The following is an 18,214-nucleotide window of genomic DNA, read 5'->3' as shown; positions in this document are numbered from 1 at the left end:
AGTTTCGAAAATGAGCGGCAATTTAATAAAACTCGAAATAATTCGTATCTCCTGAATAGAAATTATGAATTATTTAACATAAATAAAAATGAAAAATAATTCATAAAATAGTATCGTCAAAATTTATTTCTAATCTTACTGAATTTCAAGGCTAAGCAAACTGTGCCACAATTTTATCTACAATCACCTGCGCCAATTTTTCTTTACTCTGAACCGTCCATCCTGCAATATGCGGAGTAACAATTACTTTCTCGGATTCCAGAAGGTATTGAAGGTCTTCATTCTCCGTTTCCAGATTTTCGAAAGAAGATTTTTCGTATTCCAGAACATCAAGACAGGCTCCTTTTACTTTACCTGCTTTTAATGCCTCAACTAAACTTTTCGTTTCAACATTCTTTCCTCTTGCTGTGTTTACAAAATAGAAATTGTTTTTCATATCAGAGATAAACGGACCGTCCACCAAATAATAGGTCTGTTCCGTTAATGGAATATGTAAGCTTACAACTTCAGCTCTTTGTTTTAATTCCTCCAGAGAAACCTGTGTTGCGAATTCATCCGAAAGATCCGGTAGAATATCATGGAAAATCACTGTACAGCCAAACCCTGAAAGTCTTTTTGCCGTGGCTTTTCCCATATTTCCGTAACCGATGAGTCCGACCGTTTTTCCCAACAGTTCGTCGCCTCTGTTTTCTTCACGAAGCCAGATGCCGTTTTTTACTTCCTGAGAAGCGATAAAAAGCCGGTTCATTAAAATCAGCAACATCCCGACAACGTGTTCTGCCACAGAATCCCTGTTTCCTTCCGGAGAATTAATCAGTTGAATTCCCAATTTTTCAGCAACCGGAATGTCTATATTTTCCATTCCCGCTCCTACTCTTGCAATGAATTTCAGATTTTTAGCTTTTTCTAAAAAATTCTTATCCAAAGGAATTCTGCTTCGGATGATAATTCCGTCATATTGTTCAATTTTAGCACAAACCTCATCATAAGAAGAGCTGAAATCTTCTTCCAGAATAAAGTTTTTAGCTAAAAGCTGTTCGGTAATTAAGGGGTGGTTTTTATCGAGGAGTAAAATTTTCATTTTTTTAACACTAATGACACTAATATTGTTGCACAAATGGCACTAAACTATAATTTGCCGTTGATTACTCTTTTTACACCATCTTTAAACTGATGGGTATTAAAATTAATCAACATTCCAAGTTTGGAATTGCTCAATCGAAGATAGGTAAGAATCTGAGCTAAATGCACATCATTCAGTAACTCAACGGATTTTATTTCTAATATAAATTTATTTTCAATAAATAAATCGAGCCTGTAACCTACATCTAATTTCACATCTTCATAAATCAAAGGCATTGGTTTTTGTTTTTCTACAAAAAGTCCCTGCTTTTGAAGTTCATACAGCATACATTCTTAGTAAGCGCTCTCTAACAATCCGGGTCCTAAAACTTTATGAACTAAATAACCGGACTCATAAACTATTTTCGAGATTTCATTTTCAGAAATATCATTTTTCATCTTGTGTTATAATAATCTAAAACACAAATTTCTTTTTGAGTGTAGTAACGAAATAAAATTATTTGCGAAAATTTGTGTATACATTTGTGTTATTTGTGTTTATCAGTTCGGCTCCTGAAAAAGCTTTTTAAGCTCAATAGATTCAGAGGGTTTCATTCTTCCGGAAAGAATCAGGGAAAGTTCTTTTCTTCTCAGTGCCGCTGCATATCGTTCTTTTTCAAGATCTGTTTCAGGTTCCATATCAGGAATCGGGATCGGTCTGTTGAACTCATCTACCGCAACGAAGGTATAAATTCCTTTGTTGGTCTGAATTTTTTTATGATTGATCGGATCGTCCAGCCAAACATCTACATAGATTTCCATTGAGGTGGAAAAAGCTCTGGAAACTTTGGATTCCATTACAACAATTCCTCCTTCCGGAATCGGATGGTCGAATGAAACGTGATTTACGGATGCCGTTACCACTCTCCTTTCGCAATGTCTTGTTGCGGAAATCGAAGCACATCGGTCCATTCTTGCCAATAATTCTCCTCCGAAAAGGTTTCTCAATTGGTTGGTATCATTCGGAAGTACAATATTCGTCATCACCGTCAGAGATTCTGACGCCTTTTTTATTTTTGCCATTTCGTTGTCTTAGTGTTGTTTTGAGTTGCCGGAACTTTTGCCGCATTTTGCACTGCAGGCTGAACCGCTTTTGGAACCACAGAATCTTTCTTTAAAGAATCCGCAACCGGAGCAGGATTCATTATTTTTGGCTGAGCTTTTACAGTGTCCTGAATTCTGTGTGTTTTTGTCTGTATAGAGATATTGGCTTTGTCAAAAGATTTCTCTCCGAAAAGAAGTTCCTGCTGCGTGTAAGCTACGTATACGATTCCTAAAATCGGGATGATAATCAGAAAAGCCCAAAGAATAGATTTATTAAACTGATAATCTTTTTCCGTATTCAGAGAAGTTGCTAACGGAATGTTTTTATTGCTAATATCGGAAATCTTAATTTCTTCAAGACCATAAAAATCCGGATGATCCGACTGCAGTCTGTTTCCTTTGAAGTGCGTTTTGCCGTCTTCTACAAAAAGGACTCCTAAACCCTGAATTTCAAGCGTCTGATCTGCCTGCAGTTTTTTCTTCCAAAAATCGGTCTGAATCTGAAGATCTGTTTTTGAAGCTTCCAAAGTCATCTGTTTTTGCCCCGCAATAAAAGATGCCAAATCATCAGATTTCGCCTCATAATCGGAACTGTAAACGATTTTGCTTGCAGGAGGAAGAATGCTCCCATTTTCGGAATTGATAATGGCTTTGGAATTTTCCAAAGAAAAAACGCCAAAATCCGGAACAATAACGGTCCCGAATTGTTTCAAATATTCTAAAATGTAAGCTGAAATATTCATTTGGCAGCAAATTTATGACTTTTTGAGTAAAAAATAGATTAAAATATTTCATGCTTAACTGTAACCAAATTTATTTTTAACCAATCATATAATTCATCTAATAAATAAGGATTAGATTTTCATGTGTATGACTTATTCTTCTGACAATAATTTGTTGTAGATTGTAGATATTTCTATTTCAATTTCTTAGATATGCCCCATTGTATTTTCTACATATTTTGCCACATAATTTAGTATTAATGTTCTCTTTTTTGTTTTTCTGTTGTAAACTATATTAACTAAAAAATCATCAGGATACCATGCAACAAAAAGAATATCATAATCTTTCGGATTTTTTCTCCAAACATTTCTTATATATTCATCTACTCTAGAAATATTATCCTTTGATTTTGGTTTATAATCACATAACTCGAAAATACTTCTCCTATCATATGTTTTAATTTTCTTATCTAGTTCTTTTGATAAGATTGCGTTTTTTTTATCGTCTTTAATATTTCCCTTACTTTGAATCAGCTTAAAATAATCTTCACTTTCTTTTGAGATAAAGAACAAATACGATTTTGAAGAGATTGTTTCCGGATATAACTTTTTGGAGTTATGATATAATTTTGGCGTTAATAAAATATGAGAATCATCAATTAATTGATAACTTCCGGATATTGATTTGTATATATCTAAACCGCAGGTTGAGCCAGAATCACGTGAGTCAAATTTACCATCACTATCAAAACTTAAATAATATAAATAATTTTTCTTTTGATCTTTTTTTAGAGGATATTTAATCAATCTATATTGATAAATATTAACAGAATCTAATCCAATTATTCTGTCAATATAAAAATTCTCATTGAGAGGAAATTTTTGTGCATTTAAAATGAACGGAAATAAGAATATTAAACTTAAAATATATTTCCTTTCTCTATTATAAAAGTTTTTATTTATATTTTTCATCTGCCATTTCTAAATGGTATTTTTGATTACTGTAGTAGGAACAGATTCCTAGACTATGGCTTTATAAGACATATAATTATCCGTGTCTTTTTCTCAAAAGTACATAAAAATTTTAGTGTCGGAACATAACTCTATCTTAATGAATGTGATAATTACAATTAAAAATCTTACTCAAAAGAAGTCTACTAACAAAAAAGACTGCCGAAGCAGTCTTAAATCTAACTTTACATTCTATAATTAATCTTAAATATAGCCTGATTGTTTATTGAATTTTCCAGCTAATCCCAAACATAAAATTTGTTCCTGCCTGAGAAAAATAATACGGAGAACCGTCATAAACTGCTCCGTTGTTCACATACTTTTTATTGAATAAATTATTCACCAAAAGCTTCAAAGCAATCTCATTATTTTTAATTTTAAACTGATACTGCGCATTAAAATCGGTTAAAAAGTAATCTTTAAGCTGTAAATTTTCATCTTCCGAATTATCCAGATACTGTTTGCCGACATACTGATTCATCAATGCAAACTGGAAATTCTGTGTCGGATTGAATTTCAAACCTAAATTAGCAATCACATCCGGAGAAAAAGAAATCTGTGTATTTCCGAGATCTTTAACACCCGTTTCTGTTTCCACTTTAAAATCTAAATTCCTGTTGTTGCTGAAACTCACATTTCCGGAAAGTTCCCACTGTTTGGAAAGCTTTGCCAAAGCTCCAAGCTCGATTCCGCTTCGGTAGCTTTTTCCGGAATTCGTTCTGATGAAAGCACCCACATTATTCAGTTCGCCATTTAAAACCAACTGATTCACGTAATACATATAATATAAGTTTGCGGTAAAAGACACTTTCCCGAACTGCTTTTCTACTCCGGCTTCGAAATCGTGAAGCTTTTCAGCCTTTACTTCATTATTTGCCAACAGATCATCTCTGTTCGGTTCGCGGTGCGCATGTGCATAGGAAACGAAAATTTTTCCTGCTGAAATTTTATAATTGATCCCCGCTTTTGGATTAAAGAACAGCCAGTTTTTATTTAAATCAGCGCCTTCTCCATCTCCTGCCGTGATGATTTTTGTATCATAATCTACATTTCTCAATTGCAGGTCTCCGAAAAATTCAAAATCATTCATTCTTACCAGTGCTTTGGCAAAACCTGAAACTTCGTTTTTCACAGAGCGGTTTCTGTAATATTCATGCTCATCAATCTGGGGAAGAAAAACGCCCGTTACATTGCCGAAATGTCTTCCGTAGTATTGATTGGCAACGGCTCCGAAGTTCACATCAACTGTTCCCAATTTTCCGTAAAGCGTAGAAACAACTCCGTAGAAATCGTTATCCAGCCATTTTTTTCTGATAAAATCTGTTCTCGTCAAGGTTTGAGAACCGTTGATGAAGTTAGGAAGATTATATTTCGAAAATTTAGCGTCCTGCTTATAGTTTTCATAATATCCTTTTCCTTTGGTGTAATGTACCGTTGTTTCCAGATTCCATCTTTCATTGAATTTCTGTTCCCAAAGCAACTGATAATGGTTCTGTCTGTAATTATCCGTTTCATTATCATAAAATCCGACAATATTTTCCCAATTTGAGTCGTAAATCGCTCCCGAATAATTAAATTTAGGATCGGTTTCCCATGTTTTCCTATCGATTCCGTTCCACGCCTGATACGTTTTTTCTTTTCCTCCGAAAGCCATCAAACGAATTCTTGTATTTCCTTCCTCATACAAAGCGGTCAGATTGTAAGAATTTAATTTTGAAAAAGCACGGTCTATATATCCGTCAGAATTGATGTGGGTATATCTTCCCATTACAGAAAGACGGTTTCCCAAGAATTTTCCGGAACCTATTTCCGCAGAGTATTTATAGGTGTTGAAAGATCCGTAACTGTCGTCTGTTTTAAAATAAAACTTCTCTTCAGGATCTTTGGAAAGTACATTGATGCTTGCTCCAAAAGCCGCAGAACCATTATTGGAAGTTCCCACCCCTCTCTGAATTAAAATCTGTGACGCCGAACTCGTAAGATCCGGAACATTCACGAAAAATGTCCCCTGACTTTCGGAATCGTTGTACGGAACGCCGTTCATCATGACATTGATGGCGCTTCCCGCAACACCACGAATCCGGAATCCTGTATACCCCACTCCGTTTCCGGCATCTGAAGTTGAAATGATGGAAGTCTGATTTTTCAGTAAAATCGGGAGATCCTGTCCTAAATTTCTGCTGTCCAGATCTTTCTGAACATTGATGATTTCTTTGGCAACAGGAAGTCTTTTGGTAAAATTAACAGCTTCAATTTCCCTTACTTTCAGGGAATCGGAATTCTGCGCCTGTAAAAAAGCGAAAGAGCCAACGGTAAGCCCTAAAAAAAATAATCCTTTCATTCTATAAATCTTTAAAATTTAATGAATAAAAGGGGCGGATTATGATGAGTAATTAGTAATCGGTAATAAATAATATGATGAGGATCACTCATTGCTCATTACCTATTGCTCATTTTTAATTTCCCTAAACGGCATTACCCGTTCCAGGTTCATTGGGTATAATCTCAGCTTGCTACAGCACCCCTTTATTTCAGCCGCGAAATTACGAAAAATTTACCAACTCTGGGAAATTACGTTTTTCAGCCTATTTTTACGCACTAAAATCATTTAACTAAAAATTTGCGTTATTGGTGAAAGATTCTTGAAATTCGTGTTTAAAACTAATAGGTTTTATTCTTCGAATCTACATAGTAATAATTCTTACTGTCTTTTGAAACCTCGAACATTTTACCAAGCTTCCAGCTAAAATTTCGTTTAATATCAGAATATTCAAACGGAATAACCACCTTACCATTCACATCCACCACTCCGAAAACATTATTTTTTGAAGCAATAATCATCGGATTGGCAACATCATCGCCTTCTAAAATAAAAAGGTAATCGTATTGAGGATAAATTTTAAACTGTTTGTAGTCATAAGGATTTTCAAACGTTGCTTTTTCGATGATTCCGAAAAAACCATTCATCGTATACACCTGAAAAAGCTGCTGAACATATTCTTTGTGAGGACATTTTGCCAAATCGGACTGTTTATACTGATACACCCTTTTGCCTGTTCTGTCAATGCGGTAAGAAATTTCATCTTTTTCTACCGTCGCATAATCCGCAGTCCCGAATTTTCTGAGTTTTACATTTGGAGAGTTCAGAAGATTACAGTCTTCGTAGAAGAATACCGCAATGTGATATTCCGGTTGAATGATAAATTTTCCTTTTTGGTTCACATATCCGAATTTGCCGTCCTGTTTTTTCGGAATTAACAACGGAAGCTCTTCGGTGATGATTGGAAGATTACTATTAAGCTTTGCCTTTTCTGATGATTTTTTAACCACAGTTTTAGAACCTGTCTTCGAAGGCAATTTCTTCACTGTTTTAGCCTGAGAAAAAACAAAAACCGAAATAAAAAGGAATAAAACCGAAGCTACATTTTTCATAATCATCAATTGTTTGCAAAAATATCGCCAAAAATAGAAAATATAAAATACATATTTATAAAGAATCTAAATAATTTAAACTTGAAAAAATTCTAAAATTCCGTAAATTTGGGCACGTTTTCAGGCATTTATTATGACAGATGTCTTAAAGAAGTCATTTTTAATACACTATCTAAAAATTTCAGCTTCTTGTTTAGATCAGAAAAATAAAAATAATAATTCCGCCGGAAAACATACGATGACAATCTTTTGATTATCATCCGATTAAGATTGAAAAGATTTCTATTATTATGAATATTTATCAGGATTACATCCAAGAGATTGAAGAAAGAAAAACTCAGGGGCTTCATCCAAAGCCGATTGACAGTGCAGAATTATTAAGCGAGATCATCGCACAGATTAAAGATACAGCAAACGAATACAGGGCTGATTCTCTTAAATTTTTTATTTACAACACCTTACCCGGAACCACAAGTGCAGCCGGTGTAAAAGCTAAATTTTTAAAAGAAATTATTCTTGGTGAATCTGTAGTAGAAGAAATCTCTCCGGTTTTTGCTTTCGAACTGTTATCCCACATGAAAGGTGGAAAATCTATCGAAGTATTGCTGGATCTGGCTTTAGGAAACAACGAAAATATCGCAAGACAGGCTGCAGAAGTATTGAAAACGCAGGTTTTCCTTTATGAAGCAGATACTACCCGTCTGAAGGAAGCCTTCAATATCGGGAACGAAATTGCAAAAGAAATTCTGGAAAGCTATGCAAAAGCAGAATTCTTCACAAAACTTCCTGAAGTTGCTGAAGAAATTAAAGTAGTTACTTTCATCGCAGGGGAAGGAGATATTTCTACCGACTTACTTTCTCCGGGTAATCAGGCACACTCAAGATCAGACCGCGAATTACACGGTAAATGCATGATTACGCCTCAGGCGCAGGAAGAGATTAAAGCCTTACAGGCAAAATATCCGGATGCAAGTGTAATGCTTATCGCAGAAAAAGGAACAATGGGAGTAGGTTCTTCGCGTATGTCCGGTGTAAACAATGTTGCACTTTGGACGGGAAAACAGGCAAGTCCTTATATTCCTTTCGTAAATATTGCTCCTATCGTTGGAGGCACTAACGGAATTTCACCAATTTTCCTTACAACAGTAGACGTAACCGGAGGTATCGGAATCGATCTTAAAAACTGGGTAAAGAAAGTAGACGAAAACGGAAACGCTGTTCTTAACGAAGAAGGCGAACCTATTCTTGAGCAGACTTATTCTGTTGCAACAGGAACGGTTTTAACCATCAATACCAAAGAGAAAAAATTATACAACGGAGATCAGGAACTTATTGATCTTACAAAATCTTTCACACCGCAGAAAATGGAATTCATTAAAGCGGGTGGATCTTACGCTATCGTATTCGGTAAAAAATTACAGACATTCGCTGCTGAAGTTTTAGGCATCGAAGCTCCGGTAGTTTTTGCACCTTCTAAAGAAATTTCTCACGAAGGACAGGGGCTTACTGCGGTTGAAAAAATCTTCAACAGAAATGCAGTAGGAAAAACTCCGGGTAAAATCTTACACGCAGGTTCTGATGTACGTGTGAAAGTAAACATCGTAGGTTCTCAGGATACTACAGGTTTAATGACGGCTCAGGAACTGGAATCTATGGCTGCAACGGTAATTTCTCCGGTAGTAGACGGAGCTTACCAGTCCGGATGTCACACCGCTTCAGTTTGGGATAAAAAAGCACAGGCTAATATTCCTAAATTAATGAAATTCATGAACGAATTCGGTTTGATCACAGCGCGTGACCCGAAAGGTGAATATCACGCGATGACAGACGTTATTCACAAAGTTCTTAACGATATTACTGTAGACGAATGGGCAATCATCATCGGAGGAGATTCTCACACGAGAATGTCTAAAGGAGTTGCTTTCGGAGCAGATTCAGGAACTGTTGCCCTTGCTTTGGCAACGGGAGAAGCGTCAATGCCAATTCCGGAATCTGTAAAAGTAACGTTCAAAGGAACCATGAAAGAACATATGGATTTCCGTGATGTGGTTCATGCAACTCAGGCTCAGATGCTGAAACAGTTTGGAGGAGAAAACGTATTCCAGGGAAGAATTATTGAGGTTCATATCGGAACACTTCCTGCCGATCAGGCGTTTACCTTCACAGACTGGACGGCTGAAATGAAAGCAAAGGCTTCCATCAATATTTCTGAAGATGCCACTTTAATCGAGTCTCTGGAAATTGCAAAAAGCAGAATCCAGATTATGATTGATAAAGGAATGGATAACCACAATCAGGTTCTTCAGGGATTAATTGACAAGGCTAATAAAAGAATTGAGGAAATCAGATCCGGTGAAAAACCTGCTCTGACTCCGGATTCCAATGCTAAATATTACGCTGAAGTTGTTGTAGATCTTGATGCCATCGTAGAACCGATGATCGCCGATCCGGATGTAAACAATGAAGATGTTTCTAAAAGATATACGCACGATACCATCAGAGATTTAACGTATTACGGTGGTGAGAAAAAAGTAGATCTTGGTTTCGTTGGATCTTGTATGGTTCACAAAGGAGATTTAAAGATTGTTTCTCAGATGCTTAAAAACATTGAAAAACAAAACGGTACCGTAGAATTTAAAGCTCCGCTTGTGGTGGCTGCTCCTACCTATAACATCATTGATGAATTAAAAGCTGAAGGCGACTGGGAATTTTTAGAGAAATATTCAGGTTTTGAGTTTGACGACAATGCTCCTAAAGGCGAAGCTCGTGTTGAATACAAAAACATGATGTATCTAGAAAGACCGGGATGTAACCTTTGTATGGGGAATCAGGAAAAAGCAGCGAAAGGAGATACGGTTTTAGCCACTTCTACGCGTCTTTTCCAGGGAAGAGTGGTTGAAGATTCTGAACGTAAAAAAGGAGAATCTTTATTGGCATCAACTCCGGTAGTTGTACTTTCTGCGATTATGGGAAGAATTCCGAGCATCGATGAGTATAAAACAGCGGTTGAAGGGATCGACCTTACTACTTTTGTTCCTTCTATTAAAGAACTGACAAGTACAAGCGCTCACTAAAAAGCTTACAGATAAGCCGTAAAGGCTGTTTTTAACAATTTATAGAATTGAAAGATTTTACTCGTAAAGATGTAGAATCTTTCAATTTTTTATTTAGAATCTTTCCATTTAAAGATTGCAAAAATTATTTTAACTTAGATCAATCACAAAAATTTTATTTTTTCTTAACTTGAAGGTTGGAAATTTCAGAATTATTTATCCTTTTTTATCCTTTTTAAAAGCATACAGGAATAGAATTTGATAATTTAATGATGTTAATTAATTTAATAGCAAAGAGCAAATAATTAAAACAGAAGAAAAATAAATTCAGATATGACTTTTGATATTGATATGATCAAAAAAGTGTACGAGCGTTACCCGGAAAGAATTGCTGCGGCAAGAAAAGTAGTGGGAAAACCTCTTACCCTTTCAGAAAAAATCCTTTACACCCACCTTTGGGAAGGAAATGCAACACAGGCACACGAAAGAGGAAATTCTTATGTAGATTTCGCACCGGACAGAGTGGCAATGCAGGATGCAACGGCACAAATGGCGCTGCTTCAGTTTATGCAGGCAGGAAAAGCAAAAGTGGCTGTTCCTTCAACCGCTCACGCCGATCACCTTATTCAGGCAAAAGTAGGTGCTGACAAAGATTTGCAGGAGGGAATTAACAAAAACTCGGAAGTTTTCAATTTCCTGAGTTCGGTTTGTGATAAGTACGGAATCGGTTTCTGGAAACCGGGAGCCGGAATCATCCATCAGGTTGTACTGGAAAACTATGCTTTCCCGGGAGGAATGATGATCGGAACGGACTCTCATACCGTAAACGCAGGAGGTTTAGGAATGGTTGCCATCGGAGTTGGTGGTGCAGATGCTGTAGATGTAATGGCGGGAATGGCTTGGGAACTTAAAATGCCTAAACTGATCGGGGTAAAATTAACCGGCAAAATGTCGGGCTGGACTTCCGCAAAAGATGTGATCTTAAAAGTGGCAGGAATTCTTACCGTAAAAGGAGGAACAGGCTGCATCGTAGAATACTTCGGAGAAGGAGCACAATCTCTTTCAGCGACTGGTAAAGGAACCATCTGTAATATGGGAGCAGAAATCGGAGCAACGACTTCAACATTCGGATATGATGATTCCATGAGAAGATATCTTTCGTCTACCGGAAGACAGGATGTTGTAGATGCTGCAGACCAGATTGCAGAACATTTAACCGGTGATCCTGAAGTATATGCAAATCCTGAACAATATTTTGACCAGCTAATTGAAATTAATCTTTCTGAACTGACTCCTCACTTAAACGGACCTTTCACTCCGGATCTGGCAACGCCTGTTTCTGAATTCAGAGCAAAAGCAGAAGCCAACGGATGGCCTTTAGAAGTAGAGTGGGCATTGATTGGCTCCTGTACCAATTCGTCCTACGAAGATTTATCAAGAGCAGCTTCTATTGTGGAAGACGCAGTAGCAAAAGGAGTAAAACCGAAAGCAATTCTGGGAATTAATCCGGGTTCTGAGCAGGTGAAATTTACCGCAGAAAGAGACGGATTTTTAGATTCGTTCAGAAAGTTTGAGAATGCAAGAATCTTTACAAACGCTTGCGGTCCTTGTATCGGACAATGGGACAGAGAAGGTGCTGAAAAAGGTGAAAAGAATTCAATCATTCACTCATTCAACAGAAACTTTGCAAAAAGAGCAGACGGAAATCCAAATACGCACGCTTTCGTAGCTTCTCCGGAAATGGTAGCGGCTGTGGCAATTTCGGGCAGACTGGATTTTAATCCGATTACCGATACTTTAACCAACGAAGCCGGAGAGCAGATTAAATTAGACGAGCCAAAAGGTTTTGAATTACCTGAAAAAGGATTCGCGGTAGATGACAATGGTTATCAGGCGCCTTCTGAAGACGGATCTTCTGTTCAGGTAAATGTAAGCCCAACTTCAGACAGACTTCAGTTGCTGGAAGAATTTCCGGCTTGGGACGGCAAGAATATTACAGGAGCAAGACTTTTAATAAAGGCTTTCGGAAAATGTACAACCGACCACATTTCTATGGCAGGACCATGGCTGAAATACAGAGGTCACCTTGATAATATTTCAAATAATATGTTGATCGGCGCAGTTAATGCGTTCAACATGGAAACCAATAAAGTTAAAAATCAGCTTACAGGAGAATACGGAGAAGTTCCTGCTGTACAGAGAGATTATAAAGCCGCAGGAATTCCATCCATCGTTGTGGGAGACCAAAACTACGGGGAAGGTTCTTCAAGAGAGCACGCTGCGATGGAACCGAGACATTTGGGCGTAAAAGCTGTTTTGGTAAAATCGTTTGCGAGAATTCATGAAACCAACCTTAAAAAACAGGGAATGTTAGGAATTACTTTTGCCAATGAAGCAGATTATGATAAAATTCTGGAAGATGATGTGATCAATTTCCTGGATCTCGATCAGTTTGCTCCGGGAAAACAACTGACTTTAGAATTCATCCATTCAGATGGTACGAAAGACATTGTGATGGCAAACCACACTTACAACGATCAGCAAATTGACTGGTTTAAGGCAGGTTCTGCTTTAAATCTGATCAAACAACAGGAGAAAAATTAATTGTTAGATCTAATTAATCATTAAAAAAGCAACTTCAGATTGAAGTTGCTTTTTGTTTTATATTGATTTAGTTTATTTTTAGGCTTTAAAAATAATAGTAAAACTGAACTATGAAAAAACTTTTACTGCTTTTATCGTTTCTTCCTGTACTCTCTTTCGCTCAGGAAAACAACGAAGTGAAAATTAATGCCTATGGAATATTTAAATCAAGAATTGATATCGGATATGAGCGAATTATTAATTACAATGCCGGAATAGGAAGTTACTTTATATATCAATGGAAAGAAAAATATACGGTTATGCCATATTATAGATTTTACACGGATAATGAAGGTATTGCAAAAGATTTTTTTATTGAAGCATTAGCTATTTACAACAGAGACAAATATTCTCCGCTCGACGAAAATGGTCAGACTTTAAATAATGAGAAATGGGGATCATCTTTAGGAATCGGAGCCGGAGTTGGAGAAAAATATGTATTTCTATCAAATATCTTTGTGGAAGCTGGTCTGGAAGCCGGAATTGTTAAAAATTTATCTGCTTCAGACAGAGATCAGTACGGCGGATTATTCCGCCTCTTTATTTCAGCAGGGTATAGATTTTAAATTTAAGAGAATAAAAATGTAACAAAAGTACTTTTTTCGATGTCTAATAGAATACCAGAAAGACATTATGAAAAAAGCGATTATTGCGTTATCAATTTTGGGCAGTATCTTTTCTTTTGCCCAGGAAAAAACGAATAACCAGACAACCAAAGAAAAACAAATTGAAGGGGTAACCATTACCAAAACTAAAAAAGCCGTTGAACAGAAAGCAGACCGTACGATTTTCGATTTTTCGGAACAGCCGCAGCTTAATAATGGAAACGTTCTGGAAGGCATCAAAAAACTTCCCGGACTGGTTTCTACCGATATAGCAGGAATGATGTATCAGGGAAAAGTTCTGGATGTCTATTTAAATGGAAGACCTTTGAACATTACTTCCAATGAGCTTAATTCTTTTCTTGAAGGAATGCCTGCCAATTCTGTAGACCGAATTGAAGTGATCACACAGCCCGGTGCGGAATTTCCTGCCACTTCCGGAGGCGCGATCATGAATATTATTACGAATAAGAATGCGAATAAATATTTAACGGCAACGTATTCCGGAAATTATTCGTTTACTAATTATGATAAATTCAGAAGCAGAACAAGCAACTCTCTGAATCTGAATGCGAGAAATAAAATTTTCGGATGGCAACTGAATGTTGGTCAGAATTACCGTGAAAGCATGCTGAACAGCAATCAGGATAATTTAATGTTAAGCAATACGGACAGAGTGGGAAGAGGATATTTTGCAAAATCCGGGCTTACTTTTGATCTCGGACAGGACAGATTGCTTTTAAATTATGATATTTATCATAATAACAATGATAATTATACTTCCAGCAACGGACTTGCAGATCTTCCTTATTATCTGAATCCGAATATTATCAGAGAAGGAAAATTTTCCAGTTTTGATGCAGCTCACACCGACAATTTGAGACAGGAAGCTGTGGTAACGTATCAGAAACGTTTCACGGAAAAATCTCAGAAGCTGGACTTCCAGTTTGGTTTTACAAAATCCGACAGTAAATTTATTCAGGATAATATTTTTACAGATGTGGTTTATACCAACCCTGTTGAAAACAGTCCAAGAATTCCTTTTTCAAATAAACTGAACAACAAATCGGATATGGAAATCGCCAATTTTAAGGTAGATTATTCTCAGCCTTTAAAGATTCTGGACGGTGGAAAAGTAAGTTTGGGAGGATTGTACGAGCATCAGAAATTTGATACGGAAAGCAAAGGAATCACAAATTTAGAATATACCAGACAAACAACAGCAACTTATCTGGAGTTTCAGGCTAAGCTGAAAAAGTTCGATTTTATTTTGGGAACGCGTGCTGAAAATTATGATATTTCCGGTGTTACAAGATATTACAACAACAAAAATCTTATTGAGGCAGATCTTCTTCCTTTTAACAAGTTTAAATTGTTCCCGAACGCAAGTGTTCAGTACAATCTGATGAATCAGGTGTATGTAGCAGCAAATTATAATAAAAAGATAAATTTGCCGAGTATTTCCGCCTTAAACCCGAACAACACCACATTTCAGGGACCGAATACACAGGTAACGGGAAACCCGAATCTTCAGCCAACGATATTTGATAATTATGAAATAAAAATTTCGGCTTTCGATTATGCATTTATCGGATACAGTGTAAGTTCAGCAAAAAATCAGGTTGCACAGATCATCAGAAAAGACGGAAAAAACCTGTTCAACGAGCAGATTAATATTTCTGAAATGAAAATCCACAATTTCAATGTCGGATTACCGGTTCCTTTCATGATTTTCAGCAAACCGCTGAGCGAAATTATGAAGTTTAATTTCAATCCGGATAAGATCAACTTCATGTATATTTACGCAGGTTATCAGAAACATGATATCGACAATTTGAACAATAAAGGATTCTGGATTCTAAATCTGATGACGCAGATCATTTTACCGAAAGAGATCAAACTGACAGCCAATTACAGCTATCTCACCCCAAAAGCAGGGTATTTTTATTTCACCGCAGAAAAACCATTCAACAATTCTGTGGATCTTACGCTTACGAAGAAATTTATGGACAATCGTTTGACGGTTTCTGTTTTTGCCAATGATATTTTCAACGGACAATTGATGCAGGTTCGCTCGAATCCGCCTTCCGGAGAAACGGTAATGCTGAGAACGAAATACGACTCAAGAAATTTCGGATTATCTATTAATTACAAAATCCCGACGAAGAACAAATTGGCAAAAGAAGATGCAAACATCCTAAATCAGACGAAGAAAGATGAAAACGGCGGTGTGATGCAGCAGGGACAGTAGTTTTTTTTCTAAACACTAATTGCACAAATGTTTTGCACAAATTTCACGAATAATTTTGATTTATAATGATTAAGCAAAATTGAAACTAATAAGTATTTATTTTATCAATAGGAGCGGACTAAAGTCCGCTTTTTTATATGCACCAAAGAAAGGCTTTAGCCAAAACGTAAAAAATTTGTACGATTTATACAAAAACATTCGTGTCATTAGTGTTTAGGCGATACGAGCGGACTAAAGTCCGCTTTTTTTACGCCCCAAAGAAAGGCTTTAGCCAAAACTTCGAAAATTTGTGCGTTTTGTGCAAAAATATTTGTGTCATTAGTGTTTAAACTAGAAATCAACAGCCTGAAAACGCCAGTTCAACGTATCAATCAATGTTAACTGATTCAACTGCAATGGCAAATCTGTAATAATTTTCAAAGCTAAATTCGCCATCATGCTTCCTACAATTCCGGGTAAAGCACCCAAAACGCCCAAACTGTCACAATCCGGAAGTTGTTCTTCAAAAGGCGGTTCCGGAAAAATATCTCTTAAATTTTTGCTGCCATTATAATTAAAAATCGCGACCTGCCCTGAAAAACCGAGAATACTTCCATACACCAAAGGCTTTTTGAATTGTACACAGGTATCATTAACTAAATATCTCGTTTTAAAATTATCGGAACCATCAATAATGATATCAAATCCGGAAATCAATTCTTCTGCGTTTGATTCATCTATTTTTTGTTCAATTCCGATGAATTTAATTTGATGATTTAGGTTTCTGACAAATATTCCGGCGCTTTTTACTTTAGAGATTCCAACCGTTTTTTCATTGTGAATAATTTGTCGGTTTAAATTATGGAGTTCCACCTCATCAAAATCCACGACACCCAAAGTTCCTACTCCTGCAGCAGCCAAATATTGAATAACGGGACTTCCCAAACCTCCGGCTCCGATTACCAAAACTTTAGAATTCATTATTTTTCTTTGACCTTCCAATCCGATTTCTTCTATGAAAATCTGTCGGCTGTATCGTGCAAAAATGTCTTCTTTTTTCATTGATTATTTTTATTTGAACCATTAAGATTTTATTAAGGAGTTTAGAAAGATTAAGTATTTGCAAGCAAATAAAAATAAGTTGAATTACTAAAAAAATATTTTTAAATATTTTCTTAATTAAACTTAACTCCTTAATAAAATCTTAATGGTTCAAATTTCTAATTTAAGTTCCGCTATAAACCACATCCCAGTCTTTCATTACCGGATAGTAGCCTGATTTTTTAATTATATTTTTAATTTCTTCCATGCTTCTTTCATCACTGGTTTCGAATTGCTCCAACGATTCTTTATCCACCGCATAACCTCCCGGATTGGTCTTGGAAGCAGCACTCATCGCCGTTGCACCCAATGAAATAATATTGTTTCTGAACTTTTCATTTTCTCTTGTGGAAATAGAAATCTCCAAATCTTCATTCCAGATTCGGTAAGCGCAGATGAGCTGTAATAAATCCCTGTCGGACATAATGAAATTCGGTTCAATAATTCCTTCCGCAGGTCTGAGGCGCGGAAATGAAACTGAATATCTGCTTTTCCAGTATTGTTTTTGAAGATAATCGATGTGTAAGGCATTGAAAAAACTGTCTATGCGCCAGTCTTCAAGCCCCAGTAAAACACCGAGCCCTGTTTTATGAATTTCGGCTTTTCCAATTCTGTCGGGTGTTTCCAATCGGAAATCGAAATTCGACTTTTTTCCTTTCGGATGATATTCTCTATAGACTTCCTGATGATAGGTTTCCTGATAAACCAAAACTGCATGTACTCCCTCTTTGTGAAGCAGTCGGTATTCTTCTTCAGATAAAGGCTGAACTTCAATCGAAATATTCGCAAAATGAGGCTTTAAAAGCTGAATAGCATTCAGAAAATAATCGATTCCGACCGTTTTATTGGCTTCACCGCTTACCAGTAAAACATGGTTCACGCCCATTGATTTTAAAACGGAGGCTTCAATCAGAATTTCGGTGTCAGAAAGTGTTTTTCTTTTAATGGAATTATCCAGACTGAAACCACAGTAAGTACAGATGTTCTGACATTCATTGCTAAGATACAACGGCGAATACAACTGAATCGTTTTTCCGAAACGCTTTTGGGTAAGCTGTTGAGTCATTTCTGCCATCACTTCCAGTTTTTGAAAAGCAACAGGTGACAGAAAATTCAAAAAATCCTCGATGGTTTTATTCTTTTTATGAAGACTTTTTTCAACATCGGTTAACGTTACTTTTTCAAGTTTTGTTTTCACCTCATCCCATTTGTATTTTTCAAAAAAATCTTTAAAACTCTTCATTTCATTTAATT

13 protein-coding genes are annotated in these 18,214 nt (G+C 36.4%); 4 read left to right on the top strand and 9 right to left on the bottom strand.

Annotated features, from left to right (window positions below; translation table 11 throughout):
* Positions 1 to 151: 151 nt before the first annotated feature.
* The 7 genes from AC52CF_RS00485 to AC52CF_RS00455 all read right to left on the bottom strand — a co-directional run bounded on the left by AC52CF_RS00485 (position 152) and on the right by AC52CF_RS00455 (position 7,331).
* A complete protein-coding gene (locus AC52CF_RS00485; RefSeq protein WP_496517717.1) occupies positions 152 to 1,081 on the bottom strand; it encodes a 2-hydroxyacid dehydrogenase in 930 nt (309 codons plus the stop codon).
* A gap of 47 nt (positions 1,082 to 1,128) precedes the next feature.
* Positions 1,129 to 1,410: a GxxExxY protein gene (locus AC52CF_RS00480; protein ID WP_496517716.1), complete on the bottom strand. Its 282-nt coding sequence runs from the start codon at positions 1,408 to 1,410 to the stop codon at positions 1,129 to 1,131.
* Between the two features lie 213 nt (positions 1,411 to 1,623).
* Positions 1,624 to 2,145, bottom strand: a complete 522-nt coding sequence (locus tag AC52CF_RS00475) for an acyl-CoA thioesterase (protein WP_496517715.1) — start codon at positions 2,143 to 2,145, stop codon at positions 1,624 to 1,626.
* Complete coding sequence (locus AC52CF_RS00470; RefSeq protein ID WP_496517714.1) at positions 2,133 to 2,909, bottom strand: HU domain-containing protein; 777 nt, start codon at positions 2,907 to 2,909, stop codon at positions 2,133 to 2,135. The genes AC52CF_RS00475 and AC52CF_RS00470 overlap by 13 nt, the downstream gene beginning before the upstream one ends.
* Positions 2,910 to 3,095: 186 nt before the next feature.
* On the bottom strand, positions 3,096 to 3,860 hold the full coding sequence (locus tag AC52CF_RS00465; RefSeq protein WP_496517713.1) for a hypothetical protein: 765 nt from the start codon (positions 3,858 to 3,860) through the stop codon (positions 3,096 to 3,098).
* 262 nt (positions 3,861 to 4,122) lie between these two features.
* Positions 4,123 to 6,240: a TonB-dependent receptor gene (locus tag AC52CF_RS00460; protein ID WP_496517712.1), complete on the bottom strand. Its 2,118-nt coding sequence runs from the start codon at positions 6,238 to 6,240 to the stop codon at positions 4,123 to 4,125.
* Positions 6,241 to 6,560: 320 nt separating this feature from the next.
* Positions 6,561 to 7,331, bottom strand: a complete 771-nt coding sequence (locus tag AC52CF_RS00455; RefSeq protein WP_375191031.1) for a WG repeat-containing protein — start codon at positions 7,329 to 7,331, stop codon at positions 6,561 to 6,563.
* A gap of 290 nt (positions 7,332 to 7,621) precedes the next feature.
* On the opposite strand from AC52CF_RS00455, the gene AC52CF_RS00450 reads away from it, so the two are divergent.
* From AC52CF_RS00450 to AC52CF_RS00435, 4 genes are all read left to right on the top strand, one after another.
* Positions 7,622 to 10,405, top strand: coding sequence for a bifunctional aconitate hydratase 2/2-methylisocitrate dehydratase (locus AC52CF_RS00450; protein ID WP_496517711.1), 2,784 nt, complete (start codon positions 7,622 to 7,624; stop codon positions 10,403 to 10,405).
* A gap of 312 nt (positions 10,406 to 10,717) precedes the next feature.
* The gene (locus AC52CF_RS00445; protein WP_375181804.1) at positions 10,718 to 12,988 is read left to right on the top strand and encodes an aconitate hydratase; all 2,271 of its coding nucleotides are present in this window, start codon (positions 10,718 to 10,720) and stop codon (positions 12,986 to 12,988) included.
* Between the two features lie 110 nt (positions 12,989 to 13,098).
* Positions 13,099 to 13,593, top strand: coding sequence for a hypothetical protein (locus AC52CF_RS00440; protein WP_496517710.1), 495 nt, complete (start codon positions 13,099 to 13,101; stop codon positions 13,591 to 13,593).
* A 67-nt stretch (positions 13,594 to 13,660) separates the two neighbouring features.
* Positions 13,661 to 15,880: an outer membrane beta-barrel protein gene (locus AC52CF_RS00435; RefSeq protein WP_496517709.1), complete on the top strand. Its 2,220-nt coding sequence runs from the start codon at positions 13,661 to 13,663 to the stop codon at positions 15,878 to 15,880.
* A gap of 330 nt (positions 15,881 to 16,210) precedes the next feature.
* On the opposite strand, the gene AC52CF_RS00430 is transcribed toward AC52CF_RS00435, so the two are convergent.
* The gene (locus tag AC52CF_RS00430; protein ID WP_496517708.1) at positions 16,211 to 16,921 is read right to left on the bottom strand and encodes a HesA/MoeB/ThiF family protein; all 711 of its coding nucleotides are present in this window, start codon (positions 16,919 to 16,921) and stop codon (positions 16,211 to 16,213) included.
* A 163-nt stretch (positions 16,922 to 17,084) separates the two neighbouring features.
* Positions 17,085 to 18,203, bottom strand: coding sequence for a 2-iminoacetate synthase ThiH (gene thiH / locus AC52CF_RS00425; RefSeq protein WP_496517707.1), 1,119 nt, complete (start codon positions 18,201 to 18,203; stop codon positions 17,085 to 17,087).
* Between the last annotated feature and the right edge of the window lie 11 nt (positions 18,204 to 18,214).

Source organism: Chryseobacterium sp. 2P (assembly GCF_059579425.1).
The sequence above is the reverse complement of the archived record's forward strand: the minus strand, read 5'-3'. Positions and strand labels throughout refer to the sequence as shown.